This is a genomic window from Novosphingobium umbonatum (assembly GCF_004005905.1).
GTDB lineage: Bacteria > Pseudomonadota > Alphaproteobacteria > Sphingomonadales > Sphingomonadaceae > Novosphingobium > Novosphingobium umbonatum.
This window is the reverse complement of sequence record NZ_SACO01000027.1, coordinates 1-14,540: the sequence shown is the minus strand read 5'-3', so window position 1 is coordinate 14,540 and position 14,540 is coordinate 1. Positions and strand designations below refer to the sequence as shown.

The following is a 14,540-nucleotide window of genomic DNA, read 5'->3' as shown; positions in this document are numbered from 1 at the left end:
CAGTACATCAACGGCTTCTACAACCCACGTAGGCGCCATTCATATCTGGGCGGCATCAGCCCCCTCGCATTCGAGGCCAAGGTGGCATAGTGAGATAGGTGACCGGCACAAAGCCGTTACAAGTCCATGTCGCCAAGTTTGATCATCATTTGCCGCTCTACCGTCAGGCCGAGATGATGGCCGCCCAAGGTCTCGAGCTTGACCGCTCGACGCTGGCAGGATGGGCCGGACAAGCCGCCAGTCTGCTCGATCCCATCGTCAGCCGCATTCGGGAGGTCGGGCTGGCCGCCAACAAGATCCACGCCGATGATACGCCCGTGCCGATGCTGGTGCCGGGCAAGGGCAAGACCGCGCAAGGCCGCCTGTGGGCCTATGTCGTCGATGATCGCGCCAGCGGAGGTGCCACCACGCCAGCGCTGGTCTGGTACAAGTTTACGCCGGATCGCAGCGGGTCGCATCCGCAAAACGAACTCAAGGACTTCACCGGCCTGCTTCAGGCAGACGCCTATGCTGGCTTCGACAAGCTCTACGCCGGTAACCGGATCAGCGAAGTGGCCTGCTGGGCCCACTTTCGACGCAAGATCTTCGAGAACCATCAGACCAGCCCGACACCGCTCACCACGGCGCTGCTCGACAAGATCCGCGATCTTTACGCTATCGAGGAAGAAGTCCGTGGGAGCCCGCCGGACGTGCGGCGTGTACGCAGGCAGGAGCGAAGCAAGCCGCTGGTAGACGAACTCAAGGTCTCCATCGACGATGCCCTGCGCCGCCTGTCGCCTAAATCGAACATGGCCAAGGCGCTCGCCTATGGGCGAAAGCGCTGGGATGCGCTCTCGCGCTTCCTTGACGCGGGCGAGGCGGAGATCGACAACAACATTGCCGAGCGCGCGATGCGCAGCGTGGCCGTAGGCCGCAAGAACTGGCTGTTTGCCGGGTCAAAAGCCGGTGGCGAGCGGGCGGCTGCGATCTACTCGGTGATCGAAACCTGCAAACTCAATGGCATCGAGCCCCAAGCCTACATAACCGACGTCATCGAGAAGATCGCTTCGGATTGGCCCGCTTCACGCTGGGATGAACTCATGCCCTGGAACTGGGCCGCCGCGCCGAACGAAACCTGCGTCAAGGCTGCATAGCTGCGGTCACTCCGCAACGCTTACGTTTTGCGCGGAGGCAAACAGTTTGATCTGTTCTACTTGGTCAGTGACAGTGTGGACCTCGCCGTTTCGCGAGTGGCTGCGGGCGTAGCCGATGGCTTCAATCTTCATGGACGTCGTCCTCTAAGTTTTTGGGTTTCATGCAGATCAAGGCAATCTCACGCGCGAGTGAGCTCAGGAGAGCGTCGACTAAGTTGTCGATTGCTTCGGAGCTCGATGCGCCTTCTTCCGATACCCGTGGTACGGGTTCGGTTTGCTGGCGCTCGGCGTGAGGGTGTGACGTGGGCTGCATGCGAATCACTTGAATGATTCGCCCGCCGCATTCCGCGGGGGGTACTCCAGATTTTTGAGAAGCCCGATCGAGAGGAATGGAATGGAGAGAAATTGAAGGGGCTTGGATGGAGTTCAGTACTCAGGCGGCTCACACGAAAGCGTCAGTCGGCGATGGGCATCAATCGCCCGAAAACCAGGGCTCTGCGGGTTGAGCTGGAATGGCAGGGGTTGAGGACAGTCCGGATGCCCCCCCCTTCAAGGTATTTACGATCGATGGCAGGGGTTTGAATGGATCGTCAATTGCGCTCGGGGCTCGAAGATTCAGAGGAGGGGGCCGCATCTGAGGCGCTTTGCGGGCCGGTTTGGAAAGTGACCTGGCGTGTCCCCCCGGGAAATCTCCTCAAATGACGCTTGAAGTCGCACCAATTGATGTTATGTAGATGTCATCGGTGAGGAGGTTGCGATGGTGAATATCGTGCAATTTGGGACTGAAGCTCCCCTGACGCCTATCGATGTCCAGACCTTTGCCAAGGTTGATGACCGATCCCGGTTGTCTGGCGTTGCACTCAAGGCGTTCCGCGTAATTGTCGTGCGCTGGGCTCTTTCCAACAGCGAAGCTGCCGCGCTTCTAGGTGTCAGCGATAGTACCTGGGACCGTATCAAACGCGGTACCTGGGGGCAGCCTCTTTCGCAGGATCAGCTAACGCGCGCTTCGGCTGCGATCGGCGTCTATAAGGGATTGCATCTGCTCTTTGCTGATACGATGGCAGATCGTTGGCCCAAGCTACCCAATCGTGGGCCAATTTTCCAGCGACTTAGTCCGGTGGACGCGATGATCGAGGGTGGTATTCCCGCGATGCTGGAAGCACGCCGCTACATCGACGCCTTGCGCGGGGGGCTGTAAGCGTGCTGGAGGGGCTCACGATCAACAGGGAGGCTCTTTCCAGGACTGTGCGTCTGGTGACAACCGCCCGCCTGCGTGTGCCCGTTCTGCTGGATCTTGTCGACGAAGATGATCTGGTTGCACTGGCAGAAATTGAGGGCGCGACCAGCAATAGGTTGCTGGCGCAAAACCGGGGAACTGCTGAGATTCAGGCCTATGAGTTGGTCTATGGCGTCCCACATGCTGCATTTATCAACGCGTCATTTTCCTACGCCAAGCCGCGCGAACCCAGCCGGTTCAATGGGGCGGATCGTGGGGCATGGTATGCTGCGCTTGAGCTTGAAACCTCGCTGGCCGAAGTCTCCTATCACTTGACGGAGGCGCTTGCTGCCACAGGTATCTTCGAAGCGACTGTCGACTATGCTGAACTCTATGCCAGTTTTGCCGGAGAGTTTGTCGATCTGCGGTCACATCAGGGCCATGGCTGCCTCCACCCTGACAAATCGATCGGTTACCCGGCCGGCAATGCTCTTGCAGACGTCGCGCGTGCCAGGGGGCTGAACGGTATTATTTATCCATCAGTGCGGTGTTCGGGGGGGACCTGTATCGCCGCGTTGTTTCCACATGCGGTGCAATCGGTCGCTCAGGGCGATGTCTATCGGATGACATGGCAGGGTAGCCCTGTGCCCCGGATCGAGAAGGTGGCAGCATGATCACAGGCCAGTTGCCTCACGCGCGGTCGTACTGGGAGGAGAGCGATGGCGACCATAGCCTTTCCGGCTGAGCGCAGGCTGACACTCCCTGACAAATGGGTCGATACTCACACGTTCGACAACGCCCTTTGCCGCTGCGGTGACGTGCTGGGGCCTGGTGTCACCAGCGTGATTGTTGAGATCCCAGCCAGTTGTAAGCTGATGATCGATGTGATTGTTAGGCTCCTGAGCCTCTGCAACCAGCTTTCTGCATGTACGAAAAGGGTGCGACTTCATTTCGGGGATGAGGGCACTGCAATCGGTTACCTGAACCGAATGGGCTTTTTTGATCAACTCGCCACCGCAGTCGAGGTCCATCCAGGTCGCCCTGTTTTCTCGGGTGCGACGATCCATCGTGGCAGCAATAAGGGTTTGGTGGAGATCGAGCGCTTCAATCGCTCGGTTCCAGCTGATAGAACCCTGGCTCCCCGGCTTGCAGAAACCGTCAAGCGCGGTTGTTCCGGTCGTGCTGATCGCGATGCCATCGAATCGGCAAGTTTCAGCATCTTCAGCGAACTGATTGGCAATGTCTATGAGCACAGCGGATCAGCTATCGATGCCTATGCCGCCTTATGAGACCTGTGCGCGGGTGGGTGTAGACATTGGAACTGAACAGGTTTTCGATTTTTCTGGAACCATTGGTCTGCATTGCGACCGCTTGGGGCACAATGGCACCAGCCCTCATGCTTGGGCTGCGAGAATGTTCATGGTGCGTTTGAGGTTGTAGGCGATGGCGGTGAGGTGGACTTGGACAGCGGCTTTGGCGAGGCCTCGCCATCGCATCCGGCGAAGGCCGTAGCAGCGCTTCCATGTCCCGAAGATCTTCTCGATCCGGCCCCGCACCCGATGAATTGGTTGGTTCCATTCATGGAGCTTGCGCAGGGTTTCCTGTTCGTCGCGGCCCCACATGCCGGTGGCGACAATTCTCGGGATACCCCCCTTTGCCCGCACGGCATCTCGGAAATGATTGCCACGATAGGCGCTGTCGGCGAATACCTCGCCCGGATTGTCAGGCAGTGCGCCGGGGCCTGCTCTGCCATCGTTGAAGTTGGCGGGCGTGATCGACAATTCCTCGACCAAGGCCGTATCGGCATCTGCTCCGACATGGGCCTTGAAACCGTGAACCGCCCTTTTGCCCTTATGTTTGACCCAGCGCGCATCGTTATCGCCTTCGCTGGCGGAGGCAATGATGGTTGCGTCGACCAGCGTCCCGGTTTTGACTGCCACCGCCTTCGATCTGAGCTGCGTGGTCACGGCGTCAAACAGCGACCGATCAAGGCCGTTTGCTGCCAAATGCCTGCGAAATCTGACGAAGGCGGTACGCTCGGGCGTCGCTTCATTGGCCGAAAACCCGCAGAACCGGCGGAAGGAAGCGCGATCGTCGAGCGCCTCGGCCAGCTTCACGTCGGACAAATCGTACCAGATCGAAAGAAGCAATGCCTTAAACATCGCCAGCGGCGGCCAGGCTGGCTCCCCTTTGGTAGCCGAATAAAGCGGATCAAGCAGCGCCGCGACTGGGGCCCAATTGATAAGCTTGCCGAGTTCGTCGAGCGAGGATGCAGGCCTTGTACGCCCGGCAAAATCAAACCGCTCCTGACCAATCGAACGATGTGCCACGTCCAGCCCTCCTCTCCGGAAAGCCCATAGAATCAGCGATCAATGCCAATGTCTACACCCACCCGCGCACAGGTCTCATTAGCCATGGGTGATACAAACACGTGCGTGGCCGTTTGAACATACGCCGCGCTTCTGCCCTTACGGTTGCGTGGAGGGATTGGACTACTATGAGTTTGCTAGACTCGCCCGAGGCTCGCCACGGTGGCGAAAGGGAAGGCACTTTGCGATCCTGGTGAATGACTTGAAAATTCTGCTTGTCGAGGATGATGTCGATCTGGCCGAGCGGATCGTGCGCTCGCTCCACCGAGAGGCCTTTGCGGTGGATGTGGCACATAATGGCGAGGATGCCTTGTTTCTGGGAACAACGGGTCATTATGAATGTGTGGTGATCGACATTGGGCTGCCCATGATCGACGGGATTAGCGTTTTGCAGAATTGGCGGGCACAGGGGAAGGATGTCCCGGTGCTGATCCTGACCGCGCGATATGGCTGGGCCGACAAATCCGCAGGTTTTGCCGCCGGCGCTGATGATTACCTGACCAAACCTTTTCTGGCACAGGAATTGGTGGTTCGGTTGCGTGCATTGATCCGGCGGGCGAGGGGCCAGACGGCGGGCTTGGTGCGCTGCGGTGAGCTGGCCTATGATCCTGCGAGTGGGGGCTTTACCATGAGGCAGGAGGCGCTGCGCCTCACCGCCTTCGAGGCTCGCATTCTGACGACGTTGATTCAGTTTCCCGAGGCCGTGGTGGAGCGTCAGAAGCTGCTCGAGAGCCTTTATGAGTTCGAGGCTGAGGTACCTAACAATTCCTTCGAGGTGCTGATTGGCCGCCTGCGGCGCAAGATTGGCCATCACATGATCGAAACCGTGCGTGGACAGGGCTATCGCCTGACGGCGGCCGCTTCGTGAGGCTACCGCTATCCTTGCATAGCCGGTTGGGGTTGCTGTCTATTGTCATGGTGACAGGGCTTATTCTGGGTAATCTTAATTTCATCACCAATGTGTTGGAAGGGGTGCTGGCTGACAATATTGATGTCAAACTGGACACCAACATTATGGTGCTGGACAAGGCGCTGGATAGTCGAGGGCAACTTGACCTTAAGGGTTTGCGTGCGTTCCCTTCCTTACTGCATCCTGCCCCGGGTTGGGGGTGGGATATCCTCACACCGCAGGGTCATTGGCATCAGGGTCTCGCGCTGGGCACTATCGAATATCCTGTGCCTCACTGGCATGTGGAGGATGGCATCTACAGTGGCCGCGGCTTTGCCGTATCCGGAGAGGGAGTGCATGTTCGGAGGCTGGATAGCTCGCGTAAGGCAGGTCGGGTTTCAATCGTGATGATGAGTCCGCGAGTACAGATTGACCGTGAGCTGGATCGGGTAATAGTCCAGATATATACCTTGGCCGCGCAGATTGTGTTATTGTTGATTGTGTTGTCGGTGCTCCAGATCCGAGTTGGGCTGGCCCCTCTGCGCAGACTGGTGGACGACGTGGCGCGGGTCCGTTCAGGCAAGGCAAGCACCTTGCCTGAACGTCAGCCAAGCGATTTGCAGCCTTTGGCAACCGAAATCAACGCGCTGATCGAGCGAAACAAGGCCGGACTGGCGACAGCGCGGGTTCATGCGGCCAATCTTGCGCATGCGGTGGCAACGCCGCTGTCTTCGCTGATGTTGCAACTGGAATATGAGGGGGTGAGCCAGGAGGCGCTTGAGTTGTTGGGCCGTGTTTCTAACCGGGTGGCGCACCACCTGCACCGTGCCCGCAGCGCCAGCGGCGGGATCGAGGGGCAGCAACAGGCACTGGTAACTGCCGTGGTGTCCGACGTCCGCGCCACGATGGCGCTGGTGTACCGCGCGCGATTTATCAACATTTCGACCAACGTGCCCGAAGACTGTGTGGTGGCGGTCGATCCCGAGGATCTGGGCGAGATGATGGGCAATCTGATTGACAATGCTTGCCGCTATGCCCACCAGCGTGTGGATGTTGCAGTGGACGCAGAAGGTTTGCGCGTCCAGATCGTGATCGAAGATGATGGCCCCGGAATTCCGCCCGATAAACTGGCCAGCGTATTGCAACCAGGCGTTAGGCTCGATGAAGTGAGCAAGGGTTATGGCTTGGGGCTAGCTATTGTGCGTGAATTGGCCGAGCTGTATGGTGGTTCGCTGGACTTGGGGCAGGGGCCACTGGGTGGCTTGCGCGCCGTGCTTGACCTTCCTCGCTGATTATTCAGCGTTCGTTTAAGTTCAATTTCGGACCAGCGTGCTAGGGCCAAAACCGCAGTTGCGAAACAGGTCTGCCGCAGCTGCTGTGACGGCACGCTGATCCGTCCCTGACCCGGGTGGCGCAGCGTTCATGACAATCGGCAGTGGCGCTCGCCACGTCAGCCTTCGGCATGTCCGACGGGGGGCGATTTGCTGTGTCTTGCCGCTTCGCAAGGCGCGTGGGTCTCTTTCTGCTCGCCTCCAAGGCCGCATGAGTAAGCAAGATAAAACCTTGAGGGAGGAATAATATCATGGCCAATGGGCGTCGTGCATTTGTATTTATGGCCAGTGCCAGCGCATTCGTCTGGTCGGGTGCGGCCTTTGCCCAATCCGAGGGCAGCAGCAATGGCGAGATCATTGTCACCGCCAGCCGCACGGCTTCGCTGGCATCCAAAACCCCCATCACGCTGACCGCAGTCACTGCTGACAAGCTGACCTCGCAGGGGGTGACCAACCCTACGCAGTTGATGGACGTGGTGCCCAACCTCACCATTGACCGTGGCAATGCCAACGGTCTTCAGATCAACATTCGTGGTATCACCTCTACCGGTACGGCGTCGCAATCGGCTGCCTTCTTGCTGGATGGTATTTATATTCAGCAACAAAATGCGCAGGAAGTTGCCTTCTATGACCTGGCTCGTGTCGAAGTACTACGCGGGCCGCAAGGCACTCTTTATGGCCGAAACACCACGGCAGGCGTGGTCAACGTCATCACGGCTGAGCCCAAGCCAACCTTCGGCACCTCGATCGAGGGTGGCTATGGTGCCTATAACGCGCGCACGGTAACGGTGGTGGTGAATGCGCCAGTGACCAACACGCTGGCCTTGCGTCTGGCAGGTAATTACGAGGCGCGGGACAGTTATTATCACCAGACCGTTGCCCAAAGTTACAAGAATCCGTTGGACAAAGATAACAAATCCGTCCGTCTAACTGCTCTGTGGAAGCCTAGCGATGCTATCAAGTGGCTGGTGAAGCTGGATTATACCCGTATGAATGGGGCTGGTAGCGGCTTTGGGATGTCGCCGCTCATTTCCAATTTCTATGCTGTTCCACTGAAGGTGCCGGCTGCCGGCCAGCGTTCGGCCGATCCGGTTTATCTCAATCCTTCGGCCGATGCGGCGCTGGCCAAGACTTATGCCAACACAGCTCCTTTCTCCACCAATGACAGCACGTGGAGCGCTACCAGCAATCTGGACTGGAGGCTGGGCAAGGACTGGACGCTGACTGTATTGACCGGTTACCGAGAATTCAGACGCGATGACACCGGATCAGTGTTCTGGGGCGCTGACTACAGCGGTACAACGCCGGTTTTCACAACTAATGCGGCGGCCACGTCGCAAGTGTCGCACTCGAACAGCGAAGAGGTTCGCCTTGCCTATGACAATGGCAAGCTGAAAGCACAGGCGGGATTCTATCATTTTTACAACCATGATTCGACGATGCTTAGCTTCGGCAATTTTGGCCTACCCACGCCTAGCGCATCGCAGGAATCGTTGGGTGTGTTCGGTCAGACTACCTATGCTTTGAACGACCGTTGGCGCGTGACTGGTGGCTTGCGATATACGCGCGATCATCTTGCCAGCCGTTCGCAAGCCGAACTGCTGTTGCCTACTGGTCCTTTCGTATTGAATGACACGTCGGTAGCCGGTCATAGCAGCAAGGTAACCTGGAAGTTTGGCAGTGATTTTGACATCACCTCGCATGTGATGGGCTATGTTACTGTGGCCACCGGTTACAAGGCTATCGGTTTCAACCGCAATTGCAGTTCGAGTGCGCCGGGTTGCCAATACAAACCTGAAACATTGACCAATTTTGAAGGTGGTGTGAAGGCCCGCTTGATGGGCAACAAACTCTATGTCACCGCTGATTACTTTCACTACAATTATAATGATCTCCAGATCAGCCAGATCATTTCTCAGGTTATCAATGGCGTAAACACTCCCAGTTCGCTGACTACCAATGCCGCCAAGGCACAGGTTGACGGGCTGGAGTTCGAGGGCAATTTTGCCCCATCCACGGGCCATAACATTGATTTCTCGCTGGCCTGGCTCAATGCGCGATATAGCAATTATGCCGTGGCTCAAGTTGCAGGTTCGGGCAATTATAACAATAGCCGACTGGATCATGCACCGACCTGGGCGCTTTCTGGCGGCTATACTTACCGCCATCCGCTTGCCAGCGGGGCCACGCTCGAGGCTGGAATCCATGCGCGTTACACCACCGCGCATTATATCATCAACTCCTCGGTTAATGCGCAGTTCGTTCAGCCTGCCTTCCACAAGACGGATATTCGTTTGCGTTACACCGCACCGAGCGAGCGTTGGTACTTGGAAGCTTATGCCAAGAACCTCGAGAATAAGGTGGATGTAACTTACATCAACACCGCCCCTGCATGGCCCACGTTGAACAATGGCACAGTAAGCACCGGCGATCCCCGCACCTATGGTGTGCGCGCTGCTCTCAAGTTGTGATGTTGTGAGGGGTCTGGCGGCGTGATCGTCGCCAGACCTGCTTACCTGTCTAGAGGATGGATGATGATGCTTTTTCGAATAATGGTCCTAACGCTAAATTTGATTGTGATGGCTGGCCCAGCCACGGCTTCCCCAGCTATTTCGCCCCGGTTGACCGAAAATGCCTTGTTAGCTGCCGAGAACGAGCTCTTTGCGGCTGAAGTACATCATGATGTCGCAGCGATCCAGCGCGGCTTCGCCACGGAAGCAAACTTCGTTCACGCTAATGGCATGGTCCAGACCAAGGCCGAGTATATTCAGGCCATGCGGGATTCCAAGTTCCCTATCCGCGCAATTACCGCGACCGACCGCGTGGTACGCTTGTTTGGCACTATCGGTATCGTGCGTGGCACCAAGGTGCTGGATGTGGGCGATATGCACCTTTCGGGTACGTATCTTGCCGTTTACGTGCTGCGTGACGGGCGCTGGCAGATGTTGGACCAGCAATCGTCGCCCGCCCTCGGCCAGATGAAGGATGGCGCGCGCTGAGGCGCCGTTTCAGGAGATTTCGATGTCCGCTGTCACCTCAACGCGTTCTCCCGGCCTTGTTCACCGGTTGTTGGCGTTTGATCCGCCCGCCGAGGCGGTCGCGCCCTATGTCGCGCTGCTGCTGCGGGTGATGCTGGCCTGCTTCTTTTGGGCCCATCTTTATAACAAGTTCTTCACCAAAGGCGGTTTTTGGAGTTGGTGGGCGGCGCTGACCCATCGTCATGCGGCTTATGTACCGATTTATGTTCTGACGGTGGAGTTTTCCTGCGCGATCCTGCTGCCTCTGGGCCTGCGTACGCGCTGGGTAGCGCTTTTTGCCATTCCTTCCTTCTTTGGGATCATTGCCTTTTGGCTGAACATGGGAGGCTATTGGTTCACCAATCCGGGCGCTGAATTCCCGGTGATGTGGACGTGCATGCTGGTGCTGCAACTTGCGCTGGGCGATGGCGCCTATGCGCTCAAGCTAGGCAATGCCAAACATCCCATTAAAGGGCGTGGGTAAAGCCGATGCAGATGCGCAACATTCACCGCATTCTTTCGATATTGGTGACGGTTTTCACGGTTTATCTTGGTGTGACCGGCACGCTGATCGAGATGATCGATTTTCGCACTTTGGCTACTCATGCCCCTGCCATAGACCCAGATCGTATGGCCATGCGCGAGGATTTTGCCGGTCCGCCCAGTTTCCGTGTTTTGGGAGTGGCGGACCATAATGCGCCACTCTTGCCGCACGGGGCTGATCTGCCTTCGATGGTGCAGACCGTCACCCATGCTGCACGACACCAGTTTGTAAGCGCTCCGTTTAAATTTGTCGAACTGCGAATGGATGGTGCGCGGCCAGTCGGCCATGTGAGGATCGAGCAGGGAGAGTTCCGTTTCGATGCGCAAAGCGGTGCCTTTCTTGGCAAAGCGCCCGAGCCGCGAAACGAAGATATGCCCCCTAAATCGTGGCGCAACAATTTCAAGCACCTGCACCGCATGACCACCTTTGGCAACTGGGCCTTATGGATCAATATTATGGTGTCGGTCGCGCTGGCTGTGTTGATAGTGACTGGCGTGGTAATTTATTGGCGCGTTTATGCCGTGCGCCGCAGGATCAAGCGGAGCAACCCATTTTGGACTGCGGGCGGTACATTGCGTCACTTGCACCGGTCTATTTCGATTGCGGCCGGGCTGTTCATCACCGTGGTCTCGCTCAGCGGGGCGTGGCTCGCTGTGGAAAGCCTCATGTTCAGCCTCTATCTTGAGCACACACCGGGGGTCTTTGCTGTGGATCCTTCAGCGCCCCTAGATGATCACGCTTTGCCAAGCATGGCCCGTGCTACGCTAGCTGCCTATCAGCGGGTTGCCCCGGGTCAGGGGCTGCGAGTGATCCGCTTACGCCATTTCGGCGGATGGCGCCAGGGCGTTGTCATAACACCCGGCGACGAGGCACGCCAACTGGTGTTCGATACTGCTACTGGCCGCGCCTTACGCCTTACCGAGGCTGGCTATCCAGAAACGGGTTTCCCATTTGGCTGGCAGGCTCATCAATGGGCAAAGAGCGTTCATCGCGGCGATTTTTTTGGTGTTACGGGGCGGTTTACGAGCTTTCTGTCTGGCCTGGCGATGATCTACCTCTCGGTTTCGGGTGTCGCGATGTATTGGACGATGTGGCAAAAACGTCGCGCATCGGGTCGCCCAGCCTTTTTCTGGAAGGGTTAGACATAGAGTTTAATTTGGTGTGATCGCCTTTCACGAGCAAAGGTCTGATTGGCGCAAATCCAGCTTAGCTACGCAATTTCAGCAATGGCGCCGCCACGACTGCATGGGAGACTCTAGGCATGGCAGACGTATCGAGACGAGATTTTGTGGCGACAAGTACCGCGCTAGCGGGGATAGCAACGGTGGCGCAGCTGGGGGCTGCGCAGGATGCCCGCGCGCAAGGCGGCTTTCAGGCTGCCAACAGCGCCGGGACAGGTGAGCCGGATGACGACCGCCAACGCAAGCCCGGCCTCCAAAGTATCACCGCGATATGTGAGGTGACTGGCGGTGGTCAAAAGGTTTATGGCATTGCCGTGGCCTATGATGTGGCGATAGATCCGGCCAGCCTGACGAAGGATAGCTTTGTCGCTGGCGTGGTTCCCGCAGCCAAGGGGTATTTTCCCGGCATGCCGCAAACCATTAACAAAAACGCTACCACCGAACCTGCCCGCCAACGTGCTGTGGCGGCAATCTATACCAATGACAAAGTCGCACTGCGCCCTGACGGGAAGAGCGTGGTCGGCCCGGTCGTGATCCTTGAATTCGCGCATGATGAGGATTTAAGTTTACTCACGAGCGATAGCGACATGGTCATGCTTAGCCAAAACAAGCCAGTGCGGACTATCGAGGGCACGACATATGCGGCCAGCGACAAGCCATGGAGTAACGTTGGCCGGCGCGGTAATCATGTGGCCATTCGTGGTGTAGATGCATGGGAGCAAAGCCATTGGTGGTGGGATGACAAGCGCTCTGCCTGGCTTGAATATAGCATCTATCTGCCGCAAAGCTTTCTAAAATCGGGCGGCGAGACCAAGGCCTATCCGCTCGTGCTGGCGATTACCCATTCCGGCACTACCCAAGACGGTACTTGTGCCCAAACTTTGACTGAACAATGCATCGCCAGCATTTGGAGCATGCCTGAAGAACAGGACCGTCACGAATGTGTGGTCATTACGCCTCGCTATGAGCGAACAACGCTCAACGACTATTGGGAGCACACCGCGGATGTCGAGAATACGTGGAAGCTTATACAGTCTTTGCTGAGTAACACGTGGAATTATGGGAACCCCAACCGTCCTGACCGGGCCGACAAAGTGTTGAAGATCGACCCTAAACGGGTTTATTGCACGGGCTGGTCGATGGGGGCTATGACGTCATTGTGGATAATGGCTCGTCATCCCGACACTTTTGCAGGCGGTCTGATTATTGCGGGCCAGCAAAGGCCTGCAGACGTGGTGACGCTTGCCCATCAGAATTTACTTATTATTACAGGCACAGAGGATGGCAAGGCGACTCCCTGGAATGAGAAATGCGTTCCGGTGTGGGAAAAGGCCGGAGGCAAAGTTACACGCCCAGCACGTCGGCTAGATCCTGGACTGATCTTCCCCGTGGGTGACCAGAAAGTGTTGAGCGCACAGGTTGAAGGGTATTTGGCTGAAGGTGGCAATATCACCTACCTAACCTTTCAAGGGGTGGATCACATGGCTTCCGCCCGCAAGTTCTTTTATATTCAATCTGCTCGCGACTGGCTGTTTCGTCAGGTAAAGTGATCTGATCTCGGAACACTGGATCATTTGGAGTTAGAGTTTCGCCGTAATCTCGTAAGCGTGGCGGAGTGACCGCAGCTATGCAGCCTTGACGCAGGTTTCGTTCGGCGCGGCAGTCCAGTTCCAGGGCATGAGTTCATCCCAGCGTGAAGCGGGCCAATCTGAAGTGATCTTCTCGATGACGTCGGCGATGTAGGCCTGGGGCTCGATGCCATTGAGTTTGCAGATCTCGATCACTGAGTAGATGGCAGCCGCCCGCTCACCGCCGGCTTTTGACCCGGCAAACAGCCAGTTCTTGCGATTATGGAAAGCTATGTGTTGAGTTGCGCTGAGAATTGACCCGGGATTTTCATTGAGAATTGACCCGGGTGGGTATGGGTTATGTGCTGCCCATGGCGGTCAAGGTCAAGCTTTGGGTTTATACCTTTCTGGATTTTGGGGTGGCGGAACTGGCCCTGAAGCGGAAGCTGTCATTGCCGGTTTCCAGGATGTGGCAATGATGGGTCAGGCGATCCAGTAGGGCGGTGGTCATCTTGGCATCACCGAAGATACTGGCCCACTCGCTGAAGCTAAGGTTGGTGGTGATCACCACGCTGGTGCGCTCATACAGCTTGCTGAGCAGGTGGAACAGCAGGGCCCCTCCTGATGGACTGAACGGGAGATATCCCAGTTCGTCCAATATGATGAGGTCGAGCTTGAGTAGCCGCTCGGCCAGTTGCCCTGCTTTGTTGGCTGCCTTTTCCTGTTCCAGTGCGTTGACCAGATCGACGGTGGCGAAGAAGCGTACCTTTCTGCGGTGGTGCTCGACAGCCTGGACGCCAAGTGCGGTGGCAATGTGACTTTTGCCGGTGCCGGGCCCGCCGATCAGCACCACATTGTCGGCGCTATCCATGAAGTCTCCACGGTGGAGTTGGCGCACCAAGGCTTCGTTGATCTCGCTGGCGGCAAAGTCGAAGCCGGCCAGATCCTTGTAAGCCGGGAAACGGGCAGCCTTGATCTGATAGGCGATCGAGCGAACCTCGCGCTCGGCCATCTCTGCCTTGAGCAATTGGGACAGCATGGGGACGGCGGCCTCAAAGGCAGGTGCGCCTTGCTCGATCAGATCACCGACGGCCTGAGCCCAAGGACGTTTCTGGGCCATACATTTTAAGGCCACGCAGCATCACGACCCCAATTAGCTTCTTGGGGCGGCGCTGGCGGGGTCATGACGCATGACGCATCTCCCTCAGCGTGTCGTAGCGCCCCACATCGGCTTTGGGCTCTTTGCCAAGGCGCAGGGCCTGCGGCGCATCGATGGGAGGAGCCGGTGGCGC

At 57.4% G+C, this 14,540-nt stretch carries 12 protein-coding genes and 3 pseudogenes; 11 read left to right on the top strand and 4 right to left on the bottom strand.

Going from position 1 to position 14,540, the window contains the following annotated elements; genetic code table 11:
- Nucleotides 1-122: 122 nt before the first annotated feature.
- A pseudogene (gene tnpC, locus EOE18_RS17875) lies at nt 123-1,133 on the top strand (IS66 family transposase); the annotation flags it as partial.
- Between the two features lie 6 nt (nt 1,134-1,139).
- On the opposite strand, the gene EOE18_RS18970 reads toward tnpC, so the two are convergent.
- Nucleotides 1,140-1,265 (bottom strand): hypothetical protein, encoded by a 126-nt coding sequence (locus EOE18_RS18970; protein WP_281278052.1) that lies wholly within the window; start codon nt 1,263-1,265, stop codon nt 1,140-1,142.
- 625 nt (nt 1,266-1,890) lie between these two features.
- Here EOE18_RS18970 and EOE18_RS17870 point away from each other — a divergent pair.
- The 3 genes from EOE18_RS17870 to EOE18_RS17860 are packed head-to-tail and all read left to right on the top strand — an operon-like array spanning nt 1,891 to nt 3,638.
- On the top strand, nt 1,891-2,331 hold the full coding sequence (locus tag EOE18_RS17870) for an antitoxin Xre-like helix-turn-helix domain-containing protein (RefSeq protein ID WP_127712068.1): 441 nt from the start codon (nt 1,891-1,893) through the stop codon (nt 2,329-2,331).
- Nucleotides 2,332-2,333: 2 nt separating this feature from the next.
- A complete protein-coding gene (locus EOE18_RS17865) occupies nt 2,334-3,023 on the top strand; it encodes an RES family NAD+ phosphorylase (RefSeq protein WP_127712066.1) in 690 nt (229 codons plus the stop codon).
- Nucleotides 3,024-3,068: 45 nt separating this feature from the next.
- Nucleotides 3,069-3,638 (top strand): hypothetical protein, encoded by a 570-nt coding sequence (locus tag EOE18_RS17860; protein WP_127712064.1) that lies wholly within the window; start codon nt 3,069-3,071, stop codon nt 3,636-3,638.
- Between the two features lie 105 nt (nt 3,639-3,743).
- On the opposite strand, the gene EOE18_RS17855 is transcribed toward EOE18_RS17860, so the two are convergent.
- Nucleotides 3,744-4,679 (bottom strand): IS5 family transposase, encoded by a 936-nt coding sequence (locus EOE18_RS17855; protein ID WP_127712062.1) that lies wholly within the window; start codon nt 4,677-4,679, stop codon nt 3,744-3,746.
- A 241-nt stretch (nt 4,680-4,920) separates the two neighbouring features.
- On the opposite strand from EOE18_RS17855, the gene EOE18_RS17850 reads away from it, so the two are divergent.
- The 7 genes from EOE18_RS17850 to EOE18_RS17820 all read left to right on the top strand — a co-directional run bounded on the left by EOE18_RS17850 (nt 4,921) and on the right by EOE18_RS17820 (nt 13,230).
- Nucleotides 4,921-5,586 carry a response regulator transcription factor gene (locus tag EOE18_RS17850; RefSeq protein WP_127712060.1) on the top strand — a complete coding sequence of 222 codons (666 nt, stop codon included), beginning with the start codon at nt 4,921-4,923 and terminating at the stop codon, nt 5,584-5,586.
- A 32-nt stretch (nt 5,587-5,618) separates the two neighbouring features.
- A complete protein-coding gene (locus EOE18_RS17845; RefSeq protein ID WP_127712058.1) occupies nt 5,619-6,899 on the top strand; it encodes a sensor histidine kinase in 1,281 nt (426 codons plus the stop codon).
- 290 nt (nt 6,900-7,189) lie between these two features.
- The gene (locus tag EOE18_RS17840; RefSeq protein WP_127712056.1) at nt 7,190-9,409 is read left to right on the top strand and encodes a TonB-dependent receptor; all 2,220 of its coding nucleotides are present in this window, start codon (nt 7,190-7,192) and stop codon (nt 9,407-9,409) included.
- A gap of 60 nt (nt 9,410-9,469) precedes the next feature.
- Nucleotides 9,470-9,937: a nuclear transport factor 2 family protein gene (locus EOE18_RS17835; protein ID WP_127712054.1), complete on the top strand. Its 468-nt coding sequence runs from the start codon at nt 9,470-9,472 to the stop codon at nt 9,935-9,937.
- Nucleotides 9,924-10,439, top strand: a complete 516-nt coding sequence (locus tag EOE18_RS17830) for a DoxX family protein (protein ID WP_127712052.1) — start codon at nt 9,924-9,926, stop codon at nt 10,437-10,439. The genes EOE18_RS17835 and EOE18_RS17830 overlap by 14 nt, the downstream gene beginning before the upstream one ends.
- A gap of 5 nt (nt 10,440-10,444) precedes the next feature.
- On the top strand, nt 10,445-11,641 hold the full coding sequence (locus EOE18_RS17825; RefSeq protein WP_127712050.1) for a PepSY-associated TM helix domain-containing protein: 1,197 nt from the start codon (nt 10,445-10,447) through the stop codon (nt 11,639-11,641).
- A gap of 119 nt (nt 11,642-11,760) precedes the next feature.
- A complete protein-coding gene (locus tag EOE18_RS17820) occupies nt 11,761-13,230 on the top strand; it encodes a prolyl oligopeptidase family serine peptidase (protein ID WP_127712048.1) in 1,470 nt (489 codons plus the stop codon).
- Nucleotides 13,231-13,305: 75 nt separating this feature from the next.
- Here EOE18_RS17820 and EOE18_RS17815 read toward each other — a convergent pair.
- Nucleotides 13,306-13,527, bottom strand: a pseudogene (locus EOE18_RS17815) (transposase domain-containing protein); the annotation flags it as partial.
- 118 nt (nt 13,528-13,645) lie between these two features.
- Nucleotides 13,646-14,440 (bottom strand): annotated as a pseudogene (gene istB, locus EOE18_RS17810) (IS21-like element helper ATPase IstB).
- Nucleotides 14,441-14,540 lie beyond the last annotated feature (100 nt).